The sequence below is a fragment of the Streptomyces endophyticus genome, assembly GCF_035798155.1.
In the GTDB taxonomy this organism is placed as follows: domain Bacteria; phylum Actinomycetota; class Actinomycetes; order Streptomycetales; family Streptomycetaceae; genus Streptomyces; species Streptomyces endophyticus.
Map to the genome: position 1 here is coordinate 220,678 of NZ_JAOZYC010000093.1, position 26,895 is coordinate 247,572.

The following is a 26,895-nucleotide window of genomic DNA, read 5'->3' on the forward strand; positions in this document are numbered from 1 at the left end:
GCACCGACTCCCCCTACGCCACAGAGAGCTTGAGGACCCACGCATGACCGACGCCCAACAGGCCGCCACGGACACCGACTTCACGGAGATCCGGTTCCGGGTCGCCGACCACATCGCCACCATCACCCTGCACCGGCCCGAGCGCCTGAACGCCTTCACGCACACCATGGCCGCCGAACTCATCGCCGCGTTCGACGCCACCGACGCCGACGACGACGTACGCGCCGTGGTCCTGACCGGTTCGGGGCGCGGCTTCTGCGCGGGCGCGGACCTCGCGGGCGGCGCCGCCACGTTCGACCACGAGGCCGTCGGGCGTGCCGGTGGGCGCACGGACTTCGGCACCATCGACGGGGTGCCGCGCGACGGCGGCGGGTGTGTGGCGCTGCGCATCGCCGCCAGCGTGAAGCCGGTCATCGTGGCGGTCAACGGGCCCGCGGTGGGCGTGGGTTCGACCATGACGCTGCCCGCGGACATCCGGATAGCCGCAGAGTCGGCCCGCTTCGGCTTCGTCTTCGCCCGCCGGGGCCTGGTGCCGGAGGCGGCGTCGAGCTGGTTCCTGCCGCGGGTGGTCGGTATCTCGCAGGCGATGGAGTGGGTGGCGACGGGCCGGGTCTTCGACGCGGCGGAGGCGCTCGCCGGGCGCCTGGTCTCGCGCGTGGTCCCGGACGACGAGCTGCTGCCGACCGCGTACGCGCTGGCCACCGAGATCGCCGAGAACACCTCCGCCGTCTCGGTCGCCCACTCGCGCCGCCTGATGTGGTCGATGCTCGGCGCGCCCTCCCCGTGGGACGCGCACCGGCTCGACTCCGCAGCCATGCAGCGCCTCGGCCAGGGCCCTGACGCCGCCGAGGGCGTCATGTCGTTCCTGGAGAAGCGCCCGGCGAAGTTCCCGTCCGTACTCGCCGACCACGAGGACACGCTGCCGTCGTGGCCCGAGCCGCCGGAGGACGTCCGATGAGCGGGGCGCACGGCATGTTCGACCTCACCGGCCATGTCGCCCTCCTCACGGGAGGCAATTCCGGCATCGGCCTCGGCATGGCCCACGGCCTCGCCGAGGCGGGCGCGGACGTCTGCGTCTGGGGCACCAACGCCGGGCGCAACGCCGCCGCGTCCGAGGAACTCGCCAAGCACGGTACGCGGGTGGCCGCGATCCGCTGCGACGTGGGCGACGAGGACGCGGTCACCGGGGGCTTCGCCGAGACCCTGGAGCAATTCGGCCGCGTCGACTCCTGCTTCGCCAACGCGGGGGTCAACGGCACGATCACCCCGTTCACGGAGCTGAGCCTGACGGACTTCCGCCGGGTCATGCGAGTGAACCTGGAGGGCGCGTTCCTCACGCTGCGCGCCGCCTCCGCGCACATGGTGGAGCGCGGGGGCGGCGGCGTCCTCGTCGGCACGTCCAGCCTGTCGTCGGTGCAGGGCAGCCCGCGCAACGAGGCCTACGCGGCGAGCAAGGCGGGACTCACCTCGCTGATACAGGGCTGCGCCGTGGAACTCGCCCGATACGGCATCAACGCCCATGCCCTACAGGTGGGTTGGGTGGACACACCACTGGCCTCGGCCACACTCCACAACGAAACGTTCGAGCGCAACGTCATGAAACGAATGCCGCAGCGCCGCTGGGGCACCCCGTCCGACTTCGCCCGCCTCGCGGTGTATCTGGCGGGCGGCGCGGGCGGCTTCCAGACCGGCGACACGATCGTCGTCGACGGGGCGTACTCGATCTTCTAGCGGCGGCCGGGCACTACGGACGGTCGAGGTCGCGCACCGCCTCGTGCGCGGCCTCGCTCTGCCGCAGCACCTGTCGGTGCAGCTCCTCGACCGGCAGGTCGTTCTCGCCCATGACGCCGGCCGCGAAACGGGACGCGACGCCGGCGCCGATGCACGCCGAGCGCCAGCGTGAGAACGCCACGTAGTACGGCAGTCGTGAGACATCGAGTCCGGAGGCCTTCGCGTAGGCGTCGACCAGTTCGGTGCGGGTGCAGAAGCCGGGGGCCGTGGTCGGGCCCGCCGTCGTCGGTGGGACCGTGTCGCCCGGTTGTTCCCAGGTGGAGACGAGCCAGCCGAGGTCCGCCAACGGGTCGCCCAGGGTGGCCAGTTCCCAGTCGAAGACGGCGACCACCGTGCCGTCGGGGGCGAAGGAGAGGTTGCCCGGGCGGAAGTCGCCGTGCACGATGCCCGACGACTGCGGCGGTACGCGGGCGAGCAGTGCGTCGTGGACCGTGTCGAGGAGCTCCAGGTCGGGGGCGCCGGAGCGGTGCACCTGGCGCTGCCAGCGGTGCAGTTGGCGTTCGACGTAGCCGCGGGGGCGCGCCATGTCGCCCAGGCCCACCTCGGTGGGGTCGAGGCGGTGCAGGGCCGCGAGGACCTCGACGAGGCTCGTGCCCGCCCGGCGCCGGGCGTCCAGTGGCCAGTGCGCCACGGCGTCCCGGTCCGCGCCCACCGTGCCGTCGACGAAGTCCATGACGTAGAACTCCGCCCCCGTCACCGAGGTGTCGACGCAGTACGCGAGTGGCTCGGGTACTGGCACCTCGGTCGGTGCGAGGGCTGTCACGAAGCGCCACTCGCGGCTCATGTCGTGCGCGGTGCTCAGGACTCCACCGGTCGGCGGTCTGCGCAGCGCCCGGACGGTGCCGGTCGCGTCGGTCACCCGGTAGGTGAGGTTCGAGCGGCCGCCGGAGACCAGGTCGAAGGTGAGCGGTGGGGCGATGCCGGGGACGTGCGCGGCCAGCCAGTCGTCGACCGCGGGGCCGACGCCGGTCGTCACGCCGGCCCCGGCAGTACGTACCGCGCCTTCAGTTTTCCCTTGACCAGCTTGCCGGTTGGCGTGCGCGGCAGTTCGTCCACGAAGTCGACGCTGCGGGGCGCCTTGTAGTGGGCGATGCGTTCGCGTACGTACGCGATCAGGCGCTCCTCCAGTTCGGGGCCCGGTGTCACGCCCGGCGCGGGCTGCGCCACCGCCTTGACCGCCTCGCCCATCTCCGGGTCGGGGACGCCGATCACCGCGACATCGGTGATGTCGGGGTGGAGGGCGAGGACGTTCTCGATCTCCTGCGGGTAGATGTTCACCCCACCCGAGATGATCATGAAGGTCCTGCGGTCGGTGAGGAAGAGGTAGCCGTCCTCGTCGAGGTGTCCGACGTCGCCGAGCGTCACCCAATCCGCGTGCTCCGGGTGCTGCGCGCCCCTGGTCTTGTCGGGGTCGCCGAGGTACTCGAAACTACCGTCGCCCTCGCGCGCGAAGTAGACCGTGCCTGTCTCCCCCGCGGGCAGTACGCGCCCCTCGTCGTCGCAGATCCTGGGCTGTCCGAGGATGGGCCGGCCGACCGAGCCCGGTTTGGTCAGCCACTCCTCGGAGGTGATCAGCGTCATCCCGATGCCCTCGGTCGCGGAGTAGTACTCGTACAGCTTCGGACCCCACCAGTCGATCATCGCGCGCTTGACGTCCGGCGGGCAGGGCGCGGCGGCGTGCACGACGACGCGGTGACTGGAGAGGTCGTAGGCCGTGCGGACCTTCTCGGGCAGCCGCAGCAGGCGGATGAAGTGCGTCGGCACCCACTGGCTGTGCGTGACGCGGTAGCGCTCGATGGCGCGCAGCGCGTCCTCGGGGTCGAAGCGCTCCATCATGACGACCGTGCCGCCGAGCGCGTGCACGGAGGCGCCGTAGCGCAGCGGCGCCGCGTGGTAGACGGGCGCGGGCGACAGGTACACCGCGTCCTGGTCGAAGCCGTAGAACAGGCGCAGCAGTTCGACGAGTGTGTCGCCCGGCTCACCGACCTGGCGGTCCGGAAGCTCGGGGCGGATGCCCTTGGGCCGTCCCGTGGTCCCGGAGGAGTAGAGCAGGTCGGCGCCGCGCGGCTGATCGGCCGGCGGCTCGGCGGAGGCACCGGCGAGCGCGGCCGCGTAGTCGTCGAAGCCGTCGACATCGCCGCCGTAGGCGAGCCGCACGCGCACGGTCGCGCGGATCTGCCCCGCGACGTCCCTCGCCAGGTCGGCCAGGGCGTGCGAGACGACCAGCGCGGCGGCGCCGGAGTCGTTCACGATGTACGCGATCTCGGGCGCGGACAGGTGATGGTTGACGAGGGTGATGTAGAAGCCGGAGCGGACCGCCGCCCAGTAGACCTCGTACGCGTGGATCGAGTTGTCGGTGAGCAGGGCGACCACGTCGCCGCGGCGCAGGCCCGCCTCCCGGAACACGTGGGCGAGCCGGACGGAGCGTTCGTCCAGCTCCCCGTACGTCAGCTGTTCGCCGGTCGACGCCATGATGACGGCGGGGCGCTGCGGAGACTGAAGGGCATGGGCACCTGGATACACGGGACGCCTTTCGCATGGACGTGAACGCCGGGGCCGTGGACTCTTTCTAAGTCACCCCGCGAGGCGGCAGCAAGACGTACGACACGATGAATTGATCGTTCGTTCAGGGCGGGCGCGCCCGGTTCAACTCCCCTCGGACCGGGGAGAGTCGGCGGCCGTCCAGCGCCGGAAGGCCCGCATGAAGCTCGACGGCTCCGAGTAGCCGAGCCGGTGCGCCAGCTCGGCCGCGGACAGCCGCTCGTGCCGCAGACCGTCCTGTACGAGGGTGAGCCGCACGTCGTCGAGCAGCCGCCGGTAGGTGGTGCCCTCGGCGGCGAGCTTGCGGCGCAGGGTGCGCGACGTGATGTTCATCCGGCGCGCGATGTGCTCGATGCCGGGGTCGGGGCCGCCGCCCGCCAACAGGTTCCTGCGCACCGTGCGGGCCGCGCCGCTGCCGCTCGCCCGCTGCGCCACCAGGCGTTCGCACAGCTCCTGGCAGATCTGCGCGGTGTGCGGATTCCCGTGCGGCAGCGGGCTGTCGAGGAAGTCGGGGTCGTAGACGAGGGCCGTCGTCCCGGCGCCGTAGCGGACCGGCGCGTCCAGTACCGTGGTCGGCGCGGCGCCCGGTGGCGCCGGGAAGGCGAGGTCGACGCGGCGCAGCGGGACGGGCGGGCCGCCCGCGAACACCTGGCGGCCGAGGACGATGTTGGCGGCGCAGTCCCGTTCGACGAGGAAGCGCCGCACGTCGGCGGGGATCCGGCCGCCGTCCATGCGGTGCAGGACGTCACCCGCCGCGTCCACCACGGCACTGTGCCGGGCGAAGCCGAAGGTGAGCGCCGAGTACCGCAGTCCGCAGCGGAACACCTCGCGCATCGTCGGGGCGCTGAGCAGCGCGTAGCCGAACAGGCCGAAGGTGGTGACGTGGTAGCGGGCCCCGACCTCGATGCCGAGCCCCGGGCGGTTGCCGAGTCCGTGCAGCAGATTGCGGACGACGGCGATCTCCTGCGAGGCCTCGACGAGATGGTGCGGGTCGCCGAGCGCGCCCGCGTCGATACCCGAGCCCGCGAGGCAGTCGGCCGCACCGAGGCCCCGTTCCGCGGCGAAGTCCAGCAGTAGGACGACGCCCGAGGCGGCGCGCGGAAAGTCCCAGTCGGTGAAGCCCTCGGCGATGACCTGCGGCTGCGCGGCAGCCGTGTCCACCGACACGGTCATGACCGGCCTCCGTTTCCCGCCGTCACGCTGCCAACGCCCTTATCCGTCAGGGGAGTTCATGACAGCACGGCGCTCTCGGCGGCCACAACCCAGCTGCGTGTCCGAATCTGTCCCGGCGTTGTCCGCTTTGGTCATGGAGGCACGCGGTCGTGCCCCCATAGCTTGAGGCAAGTGTGTCCGGCCCCGTCCGGCCGTCCGATGGTGGTGACGAGGGCGCGGTCGGGCGCGGCAATGTCTGCCCAAGCAGTGCCGATGCAGGGAGGACGCGCATGCAGACCAAGGGAGCCCTGCTCCACAAGCCCGGCGAGGACTGGACGGTCGAGCCGATCGAGGTCGGCGACCCGGTCGCGGGCGAGGTGCAACTGCGCCTGGCCGCCTCGGGCCTGTGCCACTCCGACGAACACTTCCGGGGCGGGGCGAACCTCGCCGCGTCCTATCCGCTGCTCGGCGGGCACGAGGGCGCGGGCGTCGTGACGAAGGTCGGCGCCGGTGTCAGCGGCGTCGAGGTGGGCGACCACGCCGTCCTCGGCTTCATCCCGGCCTGCGGTGTGTGTCGCCCCTGTTCGCAGGGCCTGCAGAACCTGTGCGACCAGGGCGCGAATCTGCTCACCGGGCAGTCCATCGCCGACAACACCTTCCGCACGCGCACCGCGGGCGGCGACCCGGTCACGCCGATGTGCCTGCTGGGCACGTTCGCCCCCTACGTCACCGTCAGCCAGTCCTCCGTCATCAAGATCGAGAAGGATGTGCCGCTGGAGGCGGCGGCACTGCTCGGCTGCGGCGTCTCCACGGGCTGGGGCTCCGCCGTCTCCATCGGCAACACCCGGCCGGGCGACACGGTCGTGATCGTCGGGGTCGGCGGCGTCGGCATCAACGCGGTGCAGGGCGCGGCGGCGGCCGGCGCACGGTTCGTGATCGCGGTCGACCCGGTCGAGTTCAAGCGGGACAAGGCACGGGAGTTCGGCGCCACGCACACCTTCGCCTCCATGGAGGAGGCCGCGGGACCGGTCGCGGAGCTGACCTGGGGCGCCCAGGCGCACACCGTCATCCTGACCGTCGGCGAGCTCCAGGGCGATCAGCTGGCCCCGGCGCTCGCGATGACCGCCAAGGGCGGCCAGGTGATCGTGACGGCCATCGCGGACATGACGCAGATCGACGCCAAGGTCGGCCTGTTCGACCTGGCGCTGATGCAGAAGCGGATCCAGGGCGCCATCTTCGGCGGCATCAGCCCGCGCACCCAGATCCCGCGCCTCCTTGAGCAGTACCGCACGGGGCAGCTCAAGCTGGACGAACTCACCACGCGCACGTACCGCCTGGAGGAGATCAACCAGGGCTACCAGGACATGCGGGACGGCAAGAACCTGCGCGGCGTGGTCCGCTACACCGAGGCCGACTACTGAGCCACCGCAGGACCGACGCGGGGCGCGTCCTGAAAGGTCACAGGCCGCCCCCTTCGCTCACCTGTCGGGCCACCTCACGGAGTTTGACGTTGTTCTCCTGCGAGTAGCGGCGCAGCGTGGCGAACGCCTCCGCCTCGGTCAGGTCGTGGCCGGCCATCAGGATGCCCATGGCCTCGCCGATGACGTGGCGGGTCTCCACGGCGCGGTGCAGGGAGGCGTGTTCGCGGGCGCTGGAGAAGGCGACGGCGGCGTGCGAGGCGAGGAGCCAGCCGGCGGTCTCACTGGCCTCCGTGAACGCTCCGGGCTTGGCGGAGTAGAGGTTGAGGGCGCCGAGGTCGCCCTCGTCCTCGGTGTAGAGCAGGAAGCCCATCATGCTGCCGACGCCGAGTTCGTGGGCGCGCGGGGCGTACGAGCGCCAGCGCGTCGTCTCGGTCGAGAGGTCCTTGATGCGGAACACGGGATGCCCGGTGCGGGCCGCGTCGAAGCACGGTCCCTCGCGAAGGCGGCCCTGGAGCCGGTCGCTCTCGACGACGAGCTGATCGGTGGCGGCCAGTGTGTCGACCTGGCCCTTGCGCAGGACGAGGATGCCCGCCGAGTCGCAGCCCTCGACCTGGTCGACGGACCATGCGGTGATCTTGTGCAGCGTCGCGTCCACGGACTCCTGTGCCAGGAGTTCGCGCGCCATGGACGCCATGTTCAGGGCGAACTCACGCCATTCCATGTCGCGCTCCTCAACTTCGGGGTACGTCGGTCCCTTGCGTTGTAGTCAGCCTGCCACGCCCGCCCCGGTCGGAACCCGTCGCACCCTTGACAGACCTTCCCGGCCTTGATTGCTTGGTCCCACCACGCACCGAATGGTCGGTCGGTACATCGAGCGGGAGGGGAAGCCGACGTGACGGAATCCGACGAACCGGGCCCCGCGGGGCGCATGTTCGCCGCGGACCTGGCCTCCCAGCTCCTCGGCATCGAACTCCTGGAGCACGGCGCGGGACACGCCGCGCTGCGGATGAAGGTGACGGCGTCCATGGTCAACGGCCACGGAATCGCCCACGGCGGCTACGTCTTCCTCTTCGCCGACACGGCCTTCGCCTGCGCCTGCAACAGCGAAGGGCCCGTCACCGTGGCCTCCGGAGCCGACATCACCTTCGTCGCGCCCGCGTACGAGGGCGACCTCCTGGTGGCCACCGCCCGCGAGGTCACCCGCTTCGGCCGCAGCGGCCTGTACGACGTGCGGGTGACGCGCGGGGATTCGGTGATCGCCGAACTCCGGGGGCGCAGCCGCAGCGTCGCTACAGGCCCAGGTCGCTGAGGCCCGGGTGGTCGTCGGGGCGGCGGCCCTGCGGCCAGTGGAACCGGCGGTCCGCCTCGGCGATCGGCAGGTCGTTGATGGAGGCGTGGCGCCTGCGCATCAGCCCGTGGTCGTCGAACTCCCAGTTCTCATTGCCGTACGCGCGCTTCCAGTTGCCCGCGTCGTCGTGGCACTCGTACGCGAAGCGGACCGCGATGCGGTGGCCGTCGAACGCCCACAACTCCTTGATCAGCCGGTAGTCGAGCTCCTGGTTCCACTTGCGGGTGAGGAAGGCGACGATGTCGGCGCGCCCGGCGGGGAATTCGGCGCGATTGCGCCACTGGCTGTCGGGCGTGTAGGCGAGCGAGACGCGCTGCGGGTCCCGGGTGTTCCAGGCGTCCTCCGCCAGCCGCACCTTCCGCACGGCCGTCTCGCGGGTGAACGGCGGAAGGGGCGGACGGGCGGTGGCGGGCTCGGACGCGGGGGCGGTGTGATCGGTCATGGTGCACCTCTTCCCCCGCCGAGGCGGTCTCAGAGCAGTTCGAGCACCGTCGCGTTGGCCATGCCGCCGCCCTCGCACATGGCTTGCAGGCCGTAGCGGATGCCGTTGTCCTTCATGTGGTGCACCAGCGTGGTCATGAGGCGGGCGCCGGAGCCGCCGAGGGGGTGGCCGAGGGCCATGGCGCCGCCGTTGGGGTTCAGGCGCGCGTAGTCGGCGCCCATCTGACGCTGCCAGCCGAGCGAGACGGAGGCGAAGGCCTCGTTGATCTCGTACGTGCCGATCTCGTCGAGCGAAAGGCCCGCGCGCTCAAGGACCTTGGCGGTGGCCGGGATCGGGCCCTTGAGCATGGTGACCGGGTCGACGCCGGTGACGGTGCCCGTGTGGAAGCGGGCCAGCGGCGTCCAGCCGTTGCGCGCGGCCACCTCGGAAGTGGTGACGAGGAGGGCGGCGGCACCGTCGGAGATCTGCGAGGCGTTGCCCGCCGAGATGACACCGTCCTCCTTGAACGGCGTCTTCAGCCCGGCCAGCTTCTCGACCGTCGTGCCGCGCCGTACGCCCTCGTCGGTGTCGAAGAGCGTGCCGTCGGCGAGGGTGACCGGGGTGATCTGGTTCTTGAAGCGGCCCTCGTCGATGGCGCGGGCGGCCCTCTCGTGCGAGTCGGCGGCGTGCTGGTCGAGTTCGGCGCGGGTGAGGCCGAACTCCTCTGCGATCATCTCGGCGCCGACGCCCTGGTTGAAGACGACGTGGTCGTAGCGCTCGCCGACGAGCGGTCCGAACGGCTTGCCGAGCTGGCCGCCCGCGCGCGTGGAGCCCATCGGGACACGCGACATGGACTCGACGCCGCCCGCGATGGCGATGTCGTACTGTCCGGCGATGACCCCGGCGGCGGCCTGGTGGACGGACTGCTGCGAGGAGCCGCACTGGCGGTCGATGGTCAGGCCCGGCACGGACTCGGGCCAACCCGCGGCGAGCACGGCGAAGCGGCCGACGCCGCCCGCCTGTTCGCCGACCTGGGACACACAGCCCCAGATGACGTCGTCGACGGTGGACGGGTCGAGGCCGTTGCGCTCGGCGAGGGCCTTCAGGACATGGGCGGAGAGGTCGACGGGGTGGATGTCGGAGAGCGCGCCGCCCGGCTTGCCCTTGCCGACGGGGGTCCGTAGGGCGTCGACGATGACTGCGTCACGCATGGTGAACTCCTCAACGTGGTAAAGGGGTTGGTGCTGCCGGTTCGCGGTCTACTTGGGCGCCATGCGGATGGCGCCGTCGAGGCGGATGGTCTCGCCGTTGAGCATCGGGTTGGTGACGATCGAGTCGACCATGTGCGCGTACTCGGCCGGCTGCCCGAGCCGGGCCGGGTGCGGCACCTGCGCGCCGAGCGAGTCCTTGGCCTCCTGCGGAAGCCGACCGAGCAGCGGGGTCTCGAACAGGCCGGGCGCGATGGTCATCACGCGGATGTTCATGCGCGCGAGGTCGCGGGCGATGGGCAGGGTCATGCCGACGATGCCGCCCTTGGACGCCGAGTACGCGCACTGGCCGATCTGCCCGTCGAACGCGGCCACGGAGGCGGTGTTGACGATGACGCCGCGCTCGCCCTCGACCGGTTCGTTGCCGGTCATGGCCTGGGCGGCGAGGCGGATGACGTTGAAGGTGCCGATCAGGTTGATCTCGACGACCTTGCGGAAGGTGTCGAGGACGTACGGGCCCTCCTTGCCGACGGTGCGCCCCGCGGAGCCGATGCCCGCGCAGTTGACGGCGACGCGCAGCGGGGCGAGCGCGACGGCGGCCTCCACGGCGGCGGTGGCGTCGGCCTCGCTGGTGACGTCGCCCGCGACGAAGGTGGCGCCGATCTCCTTGGCGACGTTCTCCCCGTCGGAGGTGGGCAGGTCGAAGATGACGACCTTGGCGCCCGTGGCGGCGAGCCGCTCGGCGGTGGCGCGGCCGAGGCCGGAGGCGCCGCCGGTGATCAGGACGGAGGACTGGGCGTCGAGCTGCATGGCAGGTCCCTTCTTGGGGGCCGGGAGTGGCAGGGGGAAAGAGGGTCAGAGGCCGAGCGACTTGGCGATGATGGTCTTCATGACCTCGTTGGTGCCGCCGTAGATGCGTGAGACGCGGGTGTCGGCGTACAGGCGGGCGATCGGGTACTCGGTGACATAGCCGTAACCGCCGTGCAGCTGGAGGCACTTGTCGATGACGCGGCCCGCGACCTCGGTGCAGAACAGCTTCGCCTTCGCGGCGTCGGCGACGGACAGCTCGCCCTCGTCGTGCAGTTCGAGCGCGCGGTCGGCCATCAGCTGCGCGGCCTCGACCTCGGTGGCGCACTCGGCGAGCACGAACTTGGTGTTCTGGAAGTGGGCGACCGGCTTGCCGAAGACCGTGCGCTCCTTCACGTAGTCGGTGGCGAAGCGCAGCGCCGCCGCGGCCGTCCCCGAGCCGCCCAGGGCGATCATCAGGCGTTCCTGGGCGAGGTTGTGGGACAGGTAGGAGAAGCCCTTGCCCTCCTCGCCCAGCAGGTTCTCGGCCGGCACCTTGACGTCCACGAAGGCGAGTTCGGCGGTGTCGGAGGCCTTGAGGCCGATCTTCTGGAGCTTGCGGCCGACGGAGAAGCCCTCGCTCGCGGACTCCACGACGAGGATCGACAGTCCGCCGCGGCGGTCCTCGGCGTCGTACGCAGAGGTGCGCGCGACGACGAGGACCAGGTCGGCGAGGGCGCCGCCGGTGATGAACGTCTTGGCGCCGTTGAGCACGTAGTGCGTGCCGTCGGCGGAGCGTTCGGCCCTGGTCTGGATGTTGGCGAGGTCGGAGCCGGTGCCGGGCTCGGTCATGGCGATCGCCGTCATGAGGTCGCCGGAGGCGAAGCCGGGCAGCCAGCGCTCCTTCTGCTCCTGCGTGGCGTACCGCATCAGGTACGGCAGGATCAGGTTCGCGTGCACCGAGTAGTTGCCGAAGGTGACACCGGCCCGTGTCGTCTCCTCGACCGCGACGGCCGCGAATTTGAGGCTGGCCTCGCCCGCGCCGCCGAACTCCTCGGGCACCTGGATGCCGAGCACGCCCAGCTCTCCGAGCCTGCGGTAGAAGTCGCGCGGCGGGTGCCCCTGTTCCTCCCACTCCTGGTGGACGGGGGTGACTTCCTTGGCGATGAAGTCCCGCAGCATCCGGCGGAACGCCTCATGGTCCTCGTTGAACAGCGTACGGCGCACAGCGGCCCCTTCTGCCTGTGTAGAACGATCGTTAAGTTACGTCGACGTGCCGAGCCCTGACAACCCTTGCGCGCGTCACCGGGGAGTGGGCACGTGGAGCAGTGCCTCCTGGGTGACCGAGGCGACCAACTCCCCTTCCCTGGTCCAGAATTCGCCCTGCGCCAGCGTTCTGCCGTCGCCGGCCACGACGCTGTGGCACGCGAACAGCAGCCACTCGTCGACGCGTGCCGGGCGGTGGAACCACATGGCGTGGTCGAGCGAGGCGAGCGCGATGCCGCGGGGCCGTGGCTCGCCGTAGGCCACCAGGGCGGTGGGGGCGAGCGGGGCGTCGCAGATGTAGGCGAGGACGCAGGCGTGCAGGCCCGGTTCGTCCGGCATGGCGCCGACCGTGCGCATCCAGGCGTAGCGGTCGATGCGTCCGGCGTCGGGGTCCCGCTCCAGTGGCACTTCGCGGTACGCGGTCGAGGTGTACAGCGGATGGTCGTGCGGGCGGTGCGTCCAGCCGTCGCGCAGCCCATCGGGTCCCGGCACGTCCGGCATCCCGGGCTGGCGCCAACTGCCGCCCGGTTGCGGCTGCTTGAACGAGACGCTCATGGCGAGCGACTCCTTGCCGTCCTGGACGCCGGTCACCTGCCGCATCGAGTAGCTGCGCCCGTCGCGCACCACCTCGGGCGTGAAGCGCACCGGCCGCTCCGGCGACAGGGCGCGCAGGAAGTAGGCGTGCAGCGAGTGCACGACCCGGTCCGCGTCCACGCTGCGCTGGGCCGCGTCCAGGGCCTGGGCGAGGACGGCGCCGCCGTAACTGCGGGCGGCCGCGCGGCCGGAGTGGCAGTACCCCTCGTAGGCGCCGTCGCCGGCCGCCTCGACCCGGACGTGTCGGCCCTTCCCCAGCTCACCGAGCGCGACAGGGGGCGCGTCGTCCGTCTCCCGGGACGCGCCCCGGGTCGTCGCCTCGTCGACCATGCCGCCGCTCACGCCTGTGTCACTCCCGCTTCGTCGGCGGCCGCGTACCGCTGCCGCAGGTCCGTCTTGAGGATCTTCCCGGCGGCCGAGACCGGAAGGGCCTCCAGGAAGTGGATCTCCCGCAGCCGCTGGTAGGGGGCGACGTGCTCGGCCACGAACGCCATGAGTTTCTCCGCCAGTTCGGGGCCGGCCGGGTGTCCGGAGCGCGGCACCACGTACGCGACGGGGATCTCACCGACGCCGGGCCTCGGCGCGCCGATGACGCTGGCACCCGCGACGGCGGGGTGCCGGTGCAGCAGGTCCTCAAGGGGTGTCGGATAGACGTTGTACCCCTTGTAGATCAGCATGTCCTTGGCCCGCCCGACCAGGTACAGCCAGCCGTCCTCGTCGACGCGGCCCAGGTCGCCGGTGCGCAGCCAGCCGTCCTGGAACTGCTCGGCCGTCAGGTCGGGGTGGCCCTGGTAGCCGTCGGTGATCTGCGGGCCGCGCGCCCACACCTCACCGGTGTCGCCGACGGGCAGGGCGGGGCCGCAGCCGAGGTCCCTGATCTCGACCTCGGTGTCGAAGACGGGGGCGCCGACGCTGCCCTCCGGCACCGGGTTGGTGTCCACCAGCGGGTGCGCGGCGAGCGCCATGGTGGCCTCGGTGAGCCCGTATCCCTCGACGATCGTGGCGTTCGGGAAGAGCGCGGCAAGGCGGCGCATCGTGTCCGTGTCGACGGGCGCGGCGCCGGAGTTGACGCTGCGCACCGAGGACAGGTCGAGCTTCTCGACACCGGGCAGCGCGAGCAGCGCGTGGAAGAGGGCGGGCGAGCCGGGCACGGACGTGACGCCGTGCTCCTCGATGAGCCCCACGAAGCGGCGGGGCTCGAAGCGGCCCGCCATCACGACCGTGCCGGCCACGGCCACGCTGACGGACTGTCCGACCAGGCCCATGGCGTGGAAGAGCGGGGCGAGCGCCACGACGGTGGACGTGCCGAGGTCCATCGTGTGCGCGGTGCGCGCCGCGGGCACGGAGGCGAGCGCCACTCGGCCCTCTTCGTCGGCGGCGGGCACGGCGGCGCCGCGCCAGCAGGCCATCTGGAGGGCGTTGGCCAGGACGTTGCGGTGCAGCACGCGGACCGCCTTGGAGCGTCCTGTCGTGCCGCCGGTGAAGGCGAGGTGCGCCAGATCGTCCCCGCGTACCGCGGCCCGCTGCCCCGGCTCGGTGGCCAGCAGCTCCTCAAGCGGTACGCCGCCGGATCCGGCGCCTTCGTCGGCGGCGGGCGCGGTGGCGGTCGCCGGGACCAGGACGGTCAGGCGGACGCCCGGCGCGGCGGCCTTCGTGAGCGCGGGCGCGGTGGCCGGGTGGGTGAGCGCGGCCACCGCCCGCGCCTCGTCGAGCTGCTCGCGCAGTGCCGCGGGCGGCAGGGCCGGGTTGAGGGGGACGACGACCGCGCCGGCCAGCAGGATGGCGTAGTACGAGACGGTGAACCAGGCCGAGTTGGGCTGGTGCAGCGCGACGGCGTCGCCCGTGCCGACGCCCCGTGCGCGCAGTCCGGCGGCGAGCCGCAGCGCGGTGTCGTACACCTCGCTGTAGGTGAAGGTGAGGTCGCCGTCGCGCAGGGCGGTGCGGTCGGGGTGGCGGTGGGCGGTCCCGGCGAGCAGGTCACCGACGGCGGCGTCGGGGTAGCTGAGGCTCTGGGGCATGCCCGGGGGCACGTAGCGCGTCGTCAACCGACGATTCCCTTCTCGCGGAGTGTGTCGATGTCGTCGGGGGCGAGCCCGGCCAGCGTGGTGAGGACCTCCGTGGTGTCGGCGCCGACGCACGGGGCGGGGGCGGGCTCACCGGGCGGTGTGGTGGTGAACCGGGGCGCGGGCGAGGGCTCGGGGCCGCCGTGCGGGCCGCGCCGGTAGGTCGAGCGGGCACTGTTGTGGGGGTGCTCGGGCGCCTCGTTCAGCGACAGGACCGGGGACACGCAGGCGCCCTGCCCGTCGAAGGCGCGGGCCCACTCGTCGCGGGTGCGGGTGGCGAAGAGGCGCGCCAACTCGTCCTTCATCGCCGCCCAGTTGGCGCGGTCGTGCTGGCGCGCGAACCGCTCGTCCCCTTCGAGGTCCAGGACGCGCAGCAGCGCCGCGTAGAACTGCGGCTCGATGGCGCCGACGGCGACGTGTCGGTCGTCTGCGCAGCGGTACACGGCGTAGAAGGGGGCGCCGCCGTCGAGCATGTTGACGCCGCGCCGGTCCTGCCAGCCGCCCTTGGCCAGGAACCCGTACGTCATGGCGAGCAGCAGCGCGGTGCCGTCGGTCATGGCGGCGTCGACGACCTGTCCCTCGCCGCTGGTGCGGGCGTGCAGCAGCGCGCTCACGAGTCCGAGCGCGAGCAGCATGCCGCCCCCGCCGAAGTCGCCCACCAGGTTGAGCGGTGGCACGGGGTCCCCGTCGGCGGGGCCCATGGCGTGCAACGCCCCGGCCACGGCGATGTAGTTGATGTCGTGTCCCGGCTCCTGGGCGAGGGGCCCGTCCTGCCCCCAGCCGGTCATCCGCCCGTACACGAGCTTCGGGTTGGCGGCGAGCAGGACGTCGGGGCCGAGGCCGAGACGTTCGGCGACGCCGGGCCTGAACCCCTCGATGACGGCGTCGGAGCGAGCGATCAACTCCCGTACGACGGCCGCCCCTTCGGCGTCCTTGAGGTTGACGGCGACGGAGCTGCGGCCCCGCAGGATGACGGGGTGGGGGCTGTCCCTCCCGGCCTCGGCGGGGCGGTCGACCCGGATGACCTCGGCGCCGAGATCGGCGAGCAGCATCCCGCAGAACGGGGCGGGCCCGATGCCGCCCAGCTCCACGATCCGTATCCCGGCGAGTGGTCCGGCGCTCACCGGCCGGTCCAGCGCGGGGCGCGCTTCTCGGCGAAGGCGCGGGCCCCTTCGCGCGCGTCGTCGGACTGCATCACAGGGCCTGCGATCTCCCGCATGCGCTCCCACTCCTCGTCGGCGGGCCAGTTCGGCGCGTTCGCGACGATCTCCTTGGTGGCACGGACGGCGAGCGGACCGTTGGCGGCGATGGCGCGGGCGAGTTGGAGCGCGCCGTCGAGGGCGGCGCCGGGTTCGGTGACCCGGTTGACGAGGCCGTAGGTGTGGGCGCGCTCGGCGTCGAGGAAGTCGCCGGTCAGGGCGATCTCCAGGGCGACGGAGTACGGGATGCGCCGCGGCAGCCGCAGCAGCCCGCCCGCCGCGGCGACCAGCCCCCGCTTGACCTCGGGGATCCCGAACTTGGCGTCGCGCGCGGCCACGACCATGTCGCAGGCGAGCGCGATCTCGCAGCCGCCGGCCAGGGCGTATCCCTCGACGGCGGCGATGACCGGCTTGCGCGGCGGCGCCTCGGTGATCCCTGCGAGGCCGCGCCCCTCGATGCTCGGGGTCTCGCCCTTGAGGAACGCCTTGAGGTCCATCCCTGAGCAGAAGCTGCCGCCCGCGCCGGTGATCACGCCGACCACCTGGTCGTCCCTGCGGTCGAGTTCGTCGAGCGCGGCGGCCACGCCTTCGGCGACGACCCGGTTGACCGCGTTGCGGGCCTCGGGGCGGTTGAGCGTGATGACGGTGATCCCGTCGGCGCGGAATTCGCTGAGCACGGCGTCGGTCATGGCGTGGCTCCCGGAGTGGGTCGCGGACTGCGTACGCTGCGACGGAGCGGCCGACGACCGCTCCGCCCGGCACGGCTCGGCCTCACCCACCCCGCATTGAACAATCGTTAAGCTACGAGGGTGGGTGCGGGCCTGTCCAGACCCGTGATCAATTCCGGGGGACGGCAGGGGTGTTCGCGCCGCGCGCACGGCGCACCGTAAGAACGGCGACGCGTAAGAACGGCGAGGCTCTCGCCGAAGGGCCGAAGCTGAAGTGCCGAAGTGCCGAAGTCCCGTCAGCGGCGCATGACGAGGACCGGGCACTCCGCGTGCTGCAGCAGCGCCTGGCTGACCGAGCCGAGCAGCAGCCCCTGGAAGCCGCCCCGGCCGCGCGCGCCGACCACGAGGAGGCTCGCCTCCTGCGACGTCTCGATCAGGCTCGGGCGCACCCGGCCGTGCACCGAGCGCGCCTCGACCTCGACGTCGGGGTGGCGGGCCCGGCCTGCGGCCAGCGCCCCCGACAGCGCCTGCTCGCTGTCCTCGCGCAGCTTGTCCGTGTCGAACCAGAGCGGCGCGGGTCCGCCGGGGCCCGCGGGCCCCGTGCCGCTCCAGGTGTTCCACACGTGCACGGCCAGCAGGCCCGTCCCGCGGCGCGCGGCCTCGTCGAAGCCCTCCTCGACCGCCGCCTTCGCGGCGTCCGAGCCGTCGACGGCGACCGCCACGGGGCCTTCCGGATGCGCTCGGCCGCGCACGACGAGGACGGGGCAGTCCGCGTGCGCGGCGAGGTGCACGGCGATCGAGCCGACCAGCAGGCCGGAGAAGGCGCCCAGGCCGCGGCTGCCGACGACGAGCAGGTCGGCGTCGCGCGACCGGGCGGCCAGGACGGTGAGCGCTTCGCCCGTGACGACCTCGCCCTGCACCGAGCCGAGGTCCGGCTCCTCGGCGCGGGCCCGCTCGACCGCGGCCGCCACGGTCTCCTCGGCCCGGCGGCGCAGGGCCGGCTCCGCGGTGGTCTCGGACGACGAGCCGTGCGGAAACTTCAGCATCGGCCAGGTGAACGCGTTCAGGATGCGCACGCCGAGTCCGCGGCGCCGCGCCTCGTGCGCGGCGACCGCGACCGCCTCCAGGCTCGACTCCGACCCGTCGACTCCGACCAGTAGGTGGCCCGCCATGTGTGCACTCCCTCGCCGCCTGTGCCGTCCAGCCCGTGTGGCTGCCGTGTCCAGACTGACCCGGCAGGCGGCCCGTCGCACGGCGGGGCGGCCGGAGGAGCCTCGCCCGCGGTGACGTTCGGGCCCACCGTCACCCGCTCACTCGTGCCCGTCGATCTCGATGTCGCCCGAGCGCGTCGGCACGGCGTCCAGCCGCGCCAGGGTCGCCGCGTCGAGGGCGAGCGCGCCCGCCGCGACGTTCGCCGCGAGGTGGTCGGGGTCGGCGGTGCCCGGGATCAGCAGGACGTTCGGGGCGTGGTGCAGCAGCCAGGCGAGTCCGACCTGGGCCGGTGTCGCGCCCAGCACCCCGGCGGCCGCGGCGACGGCGGGCTCGTCGGTGACCTTGGGCATGCCGGGGAAGGCGCTGCCCAGCGGGAAGTAGGGCACCCAGGCGATGTCCTCGGCGAGGCAGAGCCGCAGCATCTCCTCGTCGTCGCGGGCCACGAGGCTGTACGCGTTCTGTACGCAGGCGATCCCGGCGGGCAGGCCCCGGCGCAGTTCGTCGAGGCCCACGTTGCTGAGCCCGATGGCGCCGATCTTGCCCTCGTCGCGCAGGGCGGTCATGACGGCGAGCTGGTCGTCGATGTCGACGACCTGGTCGCCCTCGGCCCGCAGGCCGGGTCCTGTCTCGGCGCGGCGCAGGTTGACCAGCGGAACCTGGTCGACGCCGAGGCTCTTGAGGTTGTCCTCGACGCCGGCCCGCAGCTCCTCGGGCCGCTGGGCGAGCCGCAGCGGCAGCGGGCCGCCGGAGTCGGGGGTGGCGCCGACCTTGCTGACGACGAGGACGTCGTCCTCGGGGCGCAGCGCCTCGCGGATGATCTCGTTGGAGAAGCCGTCCCCGTAGAACTGGGCGGTGTCGATGTGGTCGACGCCCAGCTCCACGGCGCGGCGCAGCAGGGCGACGGCCGTGGCGCGGTCCGGGTCCAGGCGCGGCAGCTGCATCGCGCCGAATCCGACGCGCGAGACGTCCCGGCCGATGAGCCGTCCGGCGCCGCCGGGGCGCGGGGTGCCGTTCGCGGTGACCGCGGAGGGAGAGGAAGCAGAAGAAGACGCGGAAGAGGTCATGGGAATCCCGCCTCGTGCGAAGATAGAAGAAACGGAGGAACCTCCGTTACGCCGAAGGTAGCACAACCGGAGGAGCCTCCGCTTTGCCTGCGTCCCACTCTGACCCGAATCCGGCGCCCGGCGCGGGCAAGGCCGACCGACCCGCCCGCGCGGACGCCCGCCGCAACCGGGAGAGACTCCTCACCGCCGCCCGCACCGCGTTCACCCGGGACGACACGACGGTGGCCCTGGAGGCGATCGCCCGCGAGGCGGGCGTCGGCATCGGCACCCTCTACCGGCACTTCCCCACCCGCGAGGCCCTCGTCGAGGCCGTCTACTCCGCCGAGCTGGACTCCGTGACCGCCGCCGTCGAGCCCCTGCTCGACGAGCTGTCGCCGCAGGACGCGCTGCGCGCCTGGATGGACCGGTACGCGGACCTCGTCACGGCCAAGCGCGCGATGGCCGGCAGCCTCACCCTCGCCCCGGCCTCCGGGCGCGGCGTCACGGTGAACACCCGGGAGCGTCTGACCGCCGCGGTCGCCGCGTTCCTCGACGCCGGCGCGCGCACGGGCACACTGCGCGGCGACGTGCCCGCCGACGACGTGATCACCATGCTGCTCGGCGTGTTCCTGTCGACGACGGCGGGCGACCGCGGCGACCGCGTCCGCAACCTGCTCGACCTCGTGGTGGACGCGCTGCGCCCACCCGAGAAGGCGGGCACCGGGGCCGCGACATCGGGATAGCCCCTCCCCCGCACCCCTGTGGCTGAACAGCACCGCACGCGCCCCCGCACACGTTTCGTCCCGCGCCCGTCGGCAAGGCACCCCACGGACGATGATCATCACTGCGTGGGGAGGCCAGATGCGGACAGTCGGTCACAGCGCCGGCCGCGACGACGACACGGACCCCGGGGCGGGCGGTTCGCGGCGGCGGGCGCTGCTCGCCGCGGGGCTCACGTCCGCCGCCGCGCTCGTCGGTGGATGCGGCACGTCCGGGGCCGACGACCGGCCCTCCAGTACCGAGAAGGCCGGGCGCGGCCCCTCGGAGTCCGCACGGTCCCCGTCACCATCACCTCGCCGCACCCGCCGCCGCCCCGAACTGCCGCGCGGTGGACGCCGGTTGTTCCCCGAGCACCGGCTCGTCGGCTACTGCGGACTGCCGGGCGCGACCGCTCTCGGCCGGCTCGGCACGGGTGACCTCGACGACCGGGTCGCGGAGCTCGAACGGCGCGGGCGCGCGTACGCCGACGGCCGCCGTGTGCTGCCCGTCCTGGAGCTGCTGGCCACCGTCGCCAACCCCGGCGCGGGCCCCGACGGCACATATCGCACGCGCACGCCCGACGCGACGATCCGCACCTTCCACGAGGCCGCGCGCCGGCACAAGGCGCTGCTGCTGCTCAACATCCAGCCCGGCCGCGCGGACGCGCTCGGCGAGGTGAAGGCCCTGGAGAAGTGGCTCGTGCGGCCGGACGTGGGCATCGCCCTCGACCCCGAGTGGGAGATGGATCCCGGCCAGATCCCCGGCGACACCTACGGACACACCAGCGGCCCCGAACTCACCCGGATCGCCGACCACCTCGCCTCCCTCGTGGACCGCCACGACCTGCCGGAGAAGGCGTTCGTCTACCACCAGGTCGCCGAGTCGGTCGTCCACGACGAAAAGGCGCTCGCCGTCCCCGAGGGAGTCGCCGTGATCAAGAGCGCCGACGGCATAGGCAGCCCGGACCTCAAACGGCACACCTGGGACCGCCTGGTCGACCCGCTGCCCGACCGGCTCCGCACCGGTTTCAAGCTGTTCTTCGAGGAGGACACCGAGGGCGGCACCGAGCTGATGACCCCCGACCAGGTCCTGGGCCTGCGCCCGCGCCCGTCGTACGTGATGTACGAGTGAGGTCGGCCCGTCCCTGGACCGGCCGCGCGGCACCGGGCACTCTGGGGTGAGGACTTCCCAGTCGGGCAGGTGATCGCCATGACCGCCAAGGAGTGGACCGTCCGGATCCACATCACCGAGGAGGGCGACGAGACCCGCGCCCGTGCCGAACTCACCGCGCCGGGGAGCTCCATGACGGTCCTCGGCCACGGCACGGCACGGCGCAACCCGATCGACCGGCCGGTGCCGGAGATCGGTGACGAACTCGCCGTGGGCCGCGCCCTGGAGGACCTGGCCCTGCGGGTGCACGATGTCGCCGTCGACGACATCGTGGAGCTGGCCGGGAGTGTCGCCCCTGAGCGGCGGAGCGTCCCGGGCTGGCACATGCCGTGACCGGCGCGGGGACCCGCTCGCCGGAACTCGCCGTCCGCTACGAAGCGACCGTGGTGGTCTCATCCATCGGCGCGTGGCTCAGAGTTGTCCCACCGCGGTGGTCGGCGGCGGTGATGAGCTGGTCGAGCCGGTGGAGCGTATGAGTCATTTCCTCGACCCTGTCCGAGAGGCGGTCGCGTTCGGTGCGGAGCATGCGGCGCTGTGTGGCGGTGGTGCGGCCGTTGTTCACGCAGGGCAACAGTGCCGCGATGGACCGACTGCTGAGGCCGGCCGCGTAGAACTGCTGGAACAGGCGTACCACCTCGACGGTGCCTTCACCGTAAGTGCGCTGTCCCGACGGGGTGCGCTCCGGACTGAGCAAGCCTTGTTCCTCGTAGTAGCGCAAGGCACGCACGCTCACACCGGCCCGCTGCGCCAGCTCTCCGATCTTCACAACCCCGTCCCCCTCGTCCGCACTTGACCCTCACGTCAACGTGAGGTTTTAGCGTAGCGGACATGGACATTCGAAACGAGATTGCGCTGGTCACCGGCGCCAACCGCGGTATCGGGCACAGCTTCGTCACCGAGCTGCGACGCCGGGGAGCCAAGAAGATCTATGCGGCCACCCGCCGGCCGGAGACCATCCCCGAGATGCCCGGTGTCGTTCCGCTGATGCTGGACGTCACGGATGACGGGTCGGTGACCCGGGCCGCGGACCTGGCCGACGACGTCACCCTGCTCATCAACAACGCCGGGGTGTCGACCTTCGCCCGGCTCACCGACGGTGCGGAGGACGACATCCGGCTGGAGATGGAGACCAACTTCTTCGGCACCCTTCGCATGGTGCGCGCCTTCGCGCCGGTCCTGGACGCCAACGGCGGCGGTGCCGTGCTGAACGTACTGTCGGTCATGGCGTGGATGGCATACGAGCACTCCAACAGCTACGGGGCGTCGAAGGCCGCCGCTTGGGCGCTGACCAACGGCATCCGGTACGAACTCGCCGGACAGGGCACGCAGATCACGGCGCTGGCCATGGCAAGCGTCGACACCGAAATGATGGCGGGCATCGACGACGTGAAGTCGGACCCCGATGTGATCGCGAAGGCCGCGCTGGACGGCCTTGAGGCCGGTTCCCTCGAAGTGCTGGCCGACGGGCGGACGGCCCAGTGGAAGTCCCGGCTGGGCGAGGACCCGGCCCTTCTGTATCCGCAACTGTCCGCACAGGGCGCCACCAGGCCGTGAGCCTGCCTTCACACCGGGCCCTAGAAGTGATCACCGCTCTCGGCCGACTCCCGGAAGCGCGCGGCCAGTTCGCTGCGTGAGCGGATGCCGAGCTTGGAGTAGACGTGCGTCAGGTGGTACTGGACCGTCTTCACGGAGATGAACAGTTCCAGTGCCGCCTGCTGGTTGGTGGCTCCCGCGGCGACCACCTTCGCCACCGCCCGCTCCTGCGGCGTGAGTCGCGCCAGGCCCGCCGTGGCCCTCCCGGATTGCAGGCCGCCCGCCTGGAGTTCGCGGTCGCACCGTTCGACGTAGGTGCGGGCGCCCAGCGTGGCGTAGGCGTCCCGCGCGTTCCTCAGGACGGTGTCGGCCTCGCGCCGTTTGCCGACCCGGCGCAGGGTCTGGCCGTACGCGAAGTTCACGCGGGCCCGGTCGTACGGCAGCGGCAGCCCGTCGAGTCGCGCCAGGGCCCGGTCGAACTGGCTCCGGGCCGCCTCGATGTCACCGCTCGCGGCGGTCAACCGGCCCCGTGCGAGGCCGAGTCGGGCCTGCGCCGAGCGCTGTCCGCGCGCATCGGCACACTGTTCGTGCGGGCGCAGGAAGCGGTCGGCCTCGTCGAGGCGGCCCGTCATGACCAGGGCGTTGGCGTAGACGTCGGGCCAGGGCCAGAAGCCGGGTTCGTCGACGGAGCCCCTGGGGTCGAGCTGCACCACCGGTGTCAGCGCCTCGACGACGCGCTCGTACTCGCCGCGCGACTCCGCGACCTGGGCGCGCGCCAGGCATGACGGCACCAGCATGCAGGCGTACGGGTGGACGTCGGCCAGGGCCGCGCCGACGTGGTGGTCGGCGGCGGCCGCGTCGCCGCGTAGTGCGTGGATCTGCGCGGCGGTCCAGTGCACGAGCGGGCGCACGATTTCGATGCGGACGACGGAGAGCCGTTCGGCCGCGCGCTGCGCCGTCTCCAGCGCCTCCGACCAGGCGCCGAGGGCGAACTGGGTGCGGGCCAGCCAGCCTTGGGCCCACAGGGAGATCCGGGTCGAGCCCATCCGGTACCCGGTGGGGACGGCGGCCTCCAGCCTGCGGCGGGCGGACTCGGGGGCGTCGGTGGCGAAGTCGACCCAGCCCAGGCCCAGTTGGAAGCGCTGCGGCTGGGCACCGGCCGGGTGTCCCGCGGCGGCCTCCTCGTAGGCGGCCGCGGCCTCGTCGTGCCGTCCCGTCATCGCGAGCCCGAGGCCGAGCACGGCTTCCGATTCGATGCCGGACGGGTCGTCCGCCTGCGCCAGGCCGACGGCACGGCGGGCCCAGGTGACGAGCTCCTCCCCGTCCCAGCGGGCGAGGGCGTGCAGCACGCGCCGCTGGCTGATCCTCGCCATCAGCTCCGGTCTGCGCGCGGCGTCGCAGTGCGCCTCGGCGGCGTTCAGGAGCGACTCGGCCTCTGCGGGCCTGCCGCGCATGATGGCGAGGTAGGCGAGCACGGTGTCCCGCAGGGCGCTCGCCGGGAAGCTCTCCAACTCCGCCGCGAACATGGCGGCTTGGGGGATGTCGCCCGCCCCGATCATGGCGTCGACGGCGCGCAGCAGACGGTCCTCGCGGCTCGCGCGTCCGGTGCTGAGCCGTCCGGCCCGCACGAGGGTGTCGGCCACGGCGGACCACTCCCCCGCGCTGGCCCGCCGGGTCGCGTACCGGTCGAGTTCGCCGGCGAGGTCCTCGTCGGGGGCCGCGAGGGCGGACACCCGGTGCAGCAGGGCGCGCCCCGTGTCCTGGACGAGTTCGGCGGCCCGCCGGTGCAGGGCGGCCCGGTCCGTCAGGTCGATCCCGGTCAGGACGGCGGCGCGTACGAGCGGGTGGGAGAAGGCGAGTTGGGCGCGCCCGGGGTCGACGGCGGCGGTGAGGAGTCCGGCGGCGCGGGCCTCGTCGACGGCGGGCAGCGGGTCGCCGCTCAGTCCGGAGAGTGTCGACGCCTCGCTCAGGGGCGCCTCGTCGCCGAGCACCGCGCACGCCTCGACGAGCCCGCGGGCGGCCGGGCCGCACCGGTCGAGGCGGTGGCGTACGGCGTCGGTGCCGCGGGCGGGCGCGGGGAGTTCGGGGCGCCAGTCGCTCCAGACGTCGCGGGGCAGTTCGGCGAGGAGCCGGGACATGTGGCGGGGGTTGCCGCGCGTGCGCTCGCACAGGTGCCGGGCCGTGGGAAGTTCCAGCGCGAGACCGTGTCCTTCGCGTGCGAGGGCGCGGGCGTCGTGCGGGTCGAGCGGGCCGAGGCGCAGGGCGGTTCCCTCGCAGCCGTCGAGGAACTCGCGGGTGCGCAGCAGGGCGGCGGGCGGCGCCCCCGTCGGTCCGCCGAGTTCGTCGGGCCGGTCCCGTGCGAGGAGCACGACGAGGACGCGCTCGTCGGACATCCTGCGCAGCGCCGAGCCGACCGCGCGCAGGCTCTCCACGTCGGCCCAGTGGGCGTCGTCGACGACCACGACGACGGGGTCGCGTGCCTGCCGGGCCGCCCACTGCCGCCGCAGCGGTTCGGCCACCTCCAGGACGGCCGCCGGGTCCTGCGGGTCGGGCAGGGCGGCGCCGAGCGCGAGGGCGAGCTGGCGGGCGAGGCCGAACGGCAGCTCGCCCTCCCACGGGACGCCGGAGACGGACACCGTACGCACCCGGGAGCCGTCGGCGCGGAAGGTGTCCAGGACGTGCTGGACCAGGGCGGTCTTGCCGATGCCCGCGGGCCCCTCGACGAGCAGGAGGCCGGGGTGCCCGGAGCACGCCGCGGTGAGCGCCCGGGTCAGTGCCGCGGCCTCGCCGGTGCGTCCGACGAGGCCGCCCCGCGGTTCCGGGCGCCCGTTCATGGTCCAAAACGCTAGCAGGGGGACCTGATCAGCCAAGATCGCCGCCTGCGACCGGCAGGACACTTCCGGTGATGTACGAGGCCTCCTCGGACGCGAGGAAGCAGATGGCTGCGGCCTGCTCGTCGAGGGTCCCGTAGCGCTTGAGCAGGCTGGAGGCGACGGTCTGGTCGATGTGTGCCCGGAACCAGGCCCGCTCCCTCTCGGTGTCGTGCGAAGGTGTGCCGCGCGAGACGCGGCGGGGCGGGGCGTCGGTGCCGCCCGGCGCGGTGGCCACGACGCGGATGCCGGCCTCGGCGTATTCGAGGGCGAGCGAGGCGGTGAGGGCGTTGATGCCGCCCTTGGCCGCGGAGTACGGGATGCGGTGGATTCCGCGGGTGGCCGCCGACGACACGTTCACGATCACTCCGTGGCCCTGGGCCGTCATGCCGGGCAGGGCGGCGCGGCAGGACCACAGGGTCGTCATCAGGGAGCGGGTGATCTCCGCCTGGATCTCGGTGGCGGTGAACTCGGTGAACGGTTTGAAGTTGATCGCGCCGCCGACGTTGTTGACCAACACGTCGACTCCGCCGAGGAGTTGGGCGGCCTCCGTCAGGGCGGTGCGGGCGCCGTCGTAGGTTTCGAGGTCGGCGAGGACGGCGTGCGACTTGAGTTCGGCCGCGGCCTCGCGGACGGTGTCGGCACGGTCGACGAGGACGACGTCCGCCCCCTCGGCGACGAGCCGGTGGGCCACGGCGAGCCCGATGCCCTGGCCGGCTCCCGTGACCACGGCCCGCTTCCCGGCGAACCGGTCGATGTGCACGCTCACGCGGCGGCCTCCGCGGTGGCGCGGGCGGCCGGGGTGAACTTCTCGTAGTGGAAGCCCGCCGGGGTCACCCCGAGGGCGGTGATGTGTCCGCGGACGGCCTCGACCATGGCGGGCGGGCCGCACAGATAGACGTCGGCTGCGCCGTCGTGCAGGGTCGCCGCGTCCATCAGGCCGGTCACGAAGCCCTTGTTGCGGGCGGTGGAGGCGGCGTCGGCGACGCAGTGGTCGAAGGTGAGACCCGGGACGACCTCGGCGTAGTCCTCAAGGGTGTCCAGGTGGACGAGGTCCTCGTCTGTGGTGACACCGTAGAGCAGGTGCACGGGCTGGTGCACGGGCTGTCCCGCCGGGTGCTGGGCGATGCGCTCCAGCATCGACAGGAGCGGCGCGAGGCCGGTTCCGCCGGCGAGCAGCAGGGCGGGGCGGGCCCGGTCGCGCAGGTAGAAGCTGCCCATGGGGCCGGTGAATTCGATGCGGTCGCCGATCCGGGCGCGCTCGTCGAGGTATCCGGACATGGCGCCGCCGTCGACGACGCGGACCAGGAAGGACAGTTGGCGCTGGTTCGGTCCGGAGCTGAAGGAGTACGAGCGGGTCTGGTCGGTGCCGGGCACGGCGATGTCGACGTACTGGCCGGGCAGGAAGTCGAGGGCGTCGCGGTCGTCGACGTCGAGGGTGAACTCGACCGTCGTAGCCGAGTGCCGCTTGAGGTCGGCGAGGGTCGCGGTGTGGGTGGCCGGACCGGTCTTGGCGGCGGCCGAGTTGGCCGGGATGTTCAGCACGAGGTCGCTGTGCGGGGTCATCTGGCAGGGCAGGCAGTATCCGGCCGCGGCCTCGTCGTCGGTGAGGGCCTCGTCGATGTAGTCGCCGCCGTCGTAACCACCGGACTCGCAGCGGGACTTGCAGGTCCCGCAGGCGCCGTCGCGGCAGTCGAGCGGGATGTTGATGCGGGCCTTGTAGGAGGCCTCGGCCACGGTCTCGTCGGGGCGGCACTCGATGAATCGGGTGATGCCGTCCTCGAAGTTCAGGGCGACTTGGAAGGACATGCGGCGGCTCATTTCGGCGAGGGGGAACGGGGCGGGCGTCC

The 26,895-nt window shown here is 72.6% G+C and carries 26 protein-coding genes; 8 read left to right on the forward strand and 18 right to left on the reverse strand.

All coding sequences use genetic code 11. The annotated features are described in order from the left end of the window. The first annotated feature begins 43 nt into the window (after positions 1-43). Both OKJ99_RS12605 and OKJ99_RS12610 read left to right on the forward strand, forming a co-directional pair. Positions 44-958 carry an enoyl-CoA hydratase-related protein gene (locus OKJ99_RS12605; RefSeq protein WP_326016127.1) on the forward strand — a complete coding sequence of 305 codons (915 nt, stop codon included), beginning with the start codon at positions 44-46 and terminating at the stop codon, positions 956-958. Then, on the forward strand, positions 955-1,731 hold the full coding sequence (locus OKJ99_RS12610; RefSeq protein WP_326016128.1) for an SDR family NAD(P)-dependent oxidoreductase: 777 nt from the start codon (positions 955-957) through the stop codon (positions 1,729-1,731). The genes OKJ99_RS12605 and OKJ99_RS12610 overlap by 4 nt, the downstream gene beginning before the upstream one ends. A gap of 13 nt (positions 1,732-1,744) precedes the next feature. Here the strand turns inward: OKJ99_RS12610 and OKJ99_RS12615 are convergent, their stop codons facing one another. The 3 genes from OKJ99_RS12615 to OKJ99_RS12625 form a co-directional block, all read right to left on the reverse strand. Further along, positions 1,745-2,767, reverse strand: coding sequence for a phosphotransferase family protein (locus OKJ99_RS12615; protein WP_326016129.1), 1,023 nt, complete (start codon positions 2,765-2,767; stop codon positions 1,745-1,747). Then, positions 2,764-4,314, reverse strand: coding sequence for an acyl-CoA synthetase (locus OKJ99_RS12620; protein WP_326016130.1), 1,551 nt, complete (start codon positions 4,312-4,314; stop codon positions 2,764-2,766). The genes OKJ99_RS12615 and OKJ99_RS12620 overlap by 4 nt, the downstream gene beginning before the upstream one ends. A gap of 123 nt (positions 4,315-4,437) precedes the next feature. Beyond that, positions 4,438-5,505 (reverse strand): AraC family transcriptional regulator, encoded by a 1,068-nt coding sequence (locus OKJ99_RS12625; RefSeq protein WP_326016131.1) that lies wholly within the window; start codon positions 5,503-5,505, stop codon positions 4,438-4,440. Between the two features lie 269 nt (positions 5,506-5,774). Between OKJ99_RS12625 and OKJ99_RS12630 the strand changes: the two genes are divergently transcribed. Beyond that, complete coding sequence (locus tag OKJ99_RS12630; RefSeq protein ID WP_326016132.1) at positions 5,775-6,905, forward strand: NDMA-dependent alcohol dehydrogenase; 1,131 nt, start codon at positions 5,775-5,777, stop codon at positions 6,903-6,905. Between the two features lie 37 nt (positions 6,906-6,942). On the opposite strand, the gene OKJ99_RS12635 is transcribed toward OKJ99_RS12630, so the two are convergent. Continuing rightward, positions 6,943-7,626, reverse strand: coding sequence for a GAF and ANTAR domain-containing protein (locus tag OKJ99_RS12635; RefSeq protein ID WP_326016133.1), 684 nt, complete (start codon positions 7,624-7,626; stop codon positions 6,943-6,945). A 207-nt stretch (positions 7,627-7,833) separates the two neighbouring features. Here OKJ99_RS12635 and paaI point away from each other — a divergent pair, with 207 nt between their 5' ends. Then, entirely contained in the window at positions 7,834-8,214 is a 381-nt protein-coding gene (gene paaI, locus OKJ99_RS12640) for a hydroxyphenylacetyl-CoA thioesterase PaaI (protein WP_407700682.1), read from the forward strand. Here the strand turns inward: paaI and OKJ99_RS12645 are convergent. From OKJ99_RS12645 to OKJ99_RS12690, 10 genes are all read right to left on the reverse strand, one after another. After that, positions 8,195-8,695: a nuclear transport factor 2 family protein gene (locus OKJ99_RS12645; RefSeq protein ID WP_326016135.1), complete on the reverse strand. Its 501-nt coding sequence runs from the start codon at positions 8,693-8,695 to the stop codon at positions 8,195-8,197. The genes paaI and OKJ99_RS12645 overlap by 20 nt on opposite strands. 29 nt (positions 8,696-8,724) lie before the next feature. Beyond that, positions 8,725-9,885: a thiolase family protein gene (locus OKJ99_RS12650; RefSeq protein ID WP_326016136.1), complete on the reverse strand. Its 1,161-nt coding sequence runs from the start codon at positions 9,883-9,885 to the stop codon at positions 8,725-8,727. A 48-nt stretch (positions 9,886-9,933) separates the two neighbouring features. Further along, positions 9,934-10,692, reverse strand: coding sequence for a 3-hydroxyacyl-CoA dehydrogenase (locus OKJ99_RS12655; protein ID WP_326016137.1), 759 nt, complete (start codon positions 10,690-10,692; stop codon positions 9,934-9,936). 45 nt (positions 10,693-10,737) lie between these two features. Then, positions 10,738-11,895, reverse strand: a complete 1,158-nt coding sequence (locus OKJ99_RS12660; RefSeq protein ID WP_326016138.1) for an acyl-CoA dehydrogenase family protein — start codon at positions 11,893-11,895, stop codon at positions 10,738-10,740. A gap of 75 nt (positions 11,896-11,970) precedes the next feature. Beyond that, on the reverse strand, positions 11,971-12,870 hold the full coding sequence (locus OKJ99_RS12665) for an acyl-CoA thioesterase (RefSeq protein WP_326016139.1): 900 nt from the start codon (positions 12,868-12,870) through the stop codon (positions 11,971-11,973). Further along, positions 12,867-14,546, reverse strand: a complete 1,680-nt coding sequence (locus tag OKJ99_RS12670) for a class I adenylate-forming enzyme family protein (protein ID WP_326016140.1) — start codon at positions 14,544-14,546, stop codon at positions 12,867-12,869. The genes OKJ99_RS12665 and OKJ99_RS12670 overlap by 4 nt, the downstream gene beginning before the upstream one ends. 23 nt (positions 14,547-14,569) lie before the next feature. Then, complete coding sequence (locus OKJ99_RS12675) at positions 14,570-15,715, reverse strand: CaiB/BaiF CoA transferase family protein (protein ID WP_326016141.1); 1,146 nt, start codon at positions 15,713-15,715, stop codon at positions 14,570-14,572. After that, entirely contained in the window at positions 15,712-16,479 is a 768-nt protein-coding gene (locus OKJ99_RS12680) for a crotonase/enoyl-CoA hydratase family protein (protein ID WP_326016142.1), read from the reverse strand. The genes OKJ99_RS12675 and OKJ99_RS12680 overlap by 4 nt, the downstream gene beginning before the upstream one ends. A 275-nt stretch (positions 16,480-16,754) precedes the next feature. Next, complete coding sequence (locus OKJ99_RS12685; RefSeq protein ID WP_326016143.1) at positions 16,755-17,630, reverse strand: universal stress protein; 876 nt, start codon at positions 17,628-17,630, stop codon at positions 16,755-16,757. A gap of 138 nt (positions 17,631-17,768) precedes the next feature. Further along, positions 17,769-18,734 carry an aldo/keto reductase gene (locus OKJ99_RS12690; RefSeq protein ID WP_326016144.1) on the reverse strand — a complete coding sequence of 322 codons (966 nt, stop codon included), beginning with the start codon at positions 18,732-18,734 and terminating at the stop codon, positions 17,769-17,771. A gap of 83 nt (positions 18,735-18,817) precedes the next feature. Between OKJ99_RS12690 and OKJ99_RS12695 the strand changes: the two genes are divergently transcribed. The 3 genes from OKJ99_RS12695 to OKJ99_RS12705 all read left to right on the forward strand — a co-directional run bounded on the left by OKJ99_RS12695 (position 18,818) and on the right by OKJ99_RS12705 (position 20,975). Further along, positions 18,818-19,456, forward strand: coding sequence for a TetR/AcrR family transcriptional regulator (locus tag OKJ99_RS12695; RefSeq protein WP_326016145.1), 639 nt, complete (start codon positions 18,818-18,820; stop codon positions 19,454-19,456). Between the two features lie 118 nt (positions 19,457-19,574). Beyond that, positions 19,575-20,603 carry a hypothetical protein gene (locus OKJ99_RS12700; protein WP_326016146.1) on the forward strand — a complete coding sequence of 343 codons (1,029 nt, stop codon included), beginning with the start codon at positions 19,575-19,577 and terminating at the stop codon, positions 20,601-20,603. A 78-nt stretch (positions 20,604-20,681) separates the two neighbouring features. Continuing rightward, a complete protein-coding gene (locus tag OKJ99_RS12705) occupies positions 20,682-20,975 on the forward strand; it encodes a DUF1876 domain-containing protein (RefSeq protein ID WP_326016147.1) in 294 nt (97 codons plus the stop codon). A 37-nt stretch (positions 20,976-21,012) separates the two neighbouring features. Here the strand turns inward: OKJ99_RS12705 and OKJ99_RS12710 are convergent, their stop codons facing one another. After that, a complete protein-coding gene (locus OKJ99_RS12710) occupies positions 21,013-21,408 on the reverse strand; it encodes a MerR family transcriptional regulator (protein WP_326016148.1) in 396 nt (131 codons plus the stop codon). Positions 21,409-21,470: 62 nt separating this feature from the next. On the opposite strand from OKJ99_RS12710, the gene OKJ99_RS12715 reads away from it, so the two are divergent. Next, positions 21,471-22,196: an SDR family oxidoreductase gene (locus OKJ99_RS12715; RefSeq protein WP_326016149.1), complete on the forward strand. Its 726-nt coding sequence runs from the start codon at positions 21,471-21,473 to the stop codon at positions 22,194-22,196. A gap of 20 nt (positions 22,197-22,216) precedes the next feature. On the opposite strand, the gene OKJ99_RS12720 is transcribed toward OKJ99_RS12715, so the two are convergent. The 3 genes from OKJ99_RS12720 to benC are packed head-to-tail and all read right to left on the reverse strand — an operon-like array spanning position 22,217 to position 26,854. After that, a complete protein-coding gene (locus OKJ99_RS12720; RefSeq protein ID WP_326016150.1) occupies positions 22,217-25,009 on the reverse strand; it encodes a helix-turn-helix transcriptional regulator in 2,793 nt (930 codons plus the stop codon). Between the two features lie 28 nt (positions 25,010-25,037). Further along, on the reverse strand, positions 25,038-25,814 hold the full coding sequence (gene benD, locus OKJ99_RS12725) for a benzoate diol dehydrogenase BenD (RefSeq protein WP_326016151.1): 777 nt from the start codon (positions 25,812-25,814) through the stop codon (positions 25,038-25,040). Further along, the gene (gene benC, locus OKJ99_RS12730) at positions 25,811-26,854 is read right to left on the reverse strand and encodes a benzoate 1,2-dioxygenase electron transfer component BenC (protein ID WP_326016152.1); all 1,044 of its coding nucleotides are present in this window, start codon (positions 26,852-26,854) and stop codon (positions 25,811-25,813) included. The genes benD and benC overlap by 4 nt, the downstream gene beginning before the upstream one ends. Positions 26,855-26,895 lie beyond the last annotated feature (41 nt).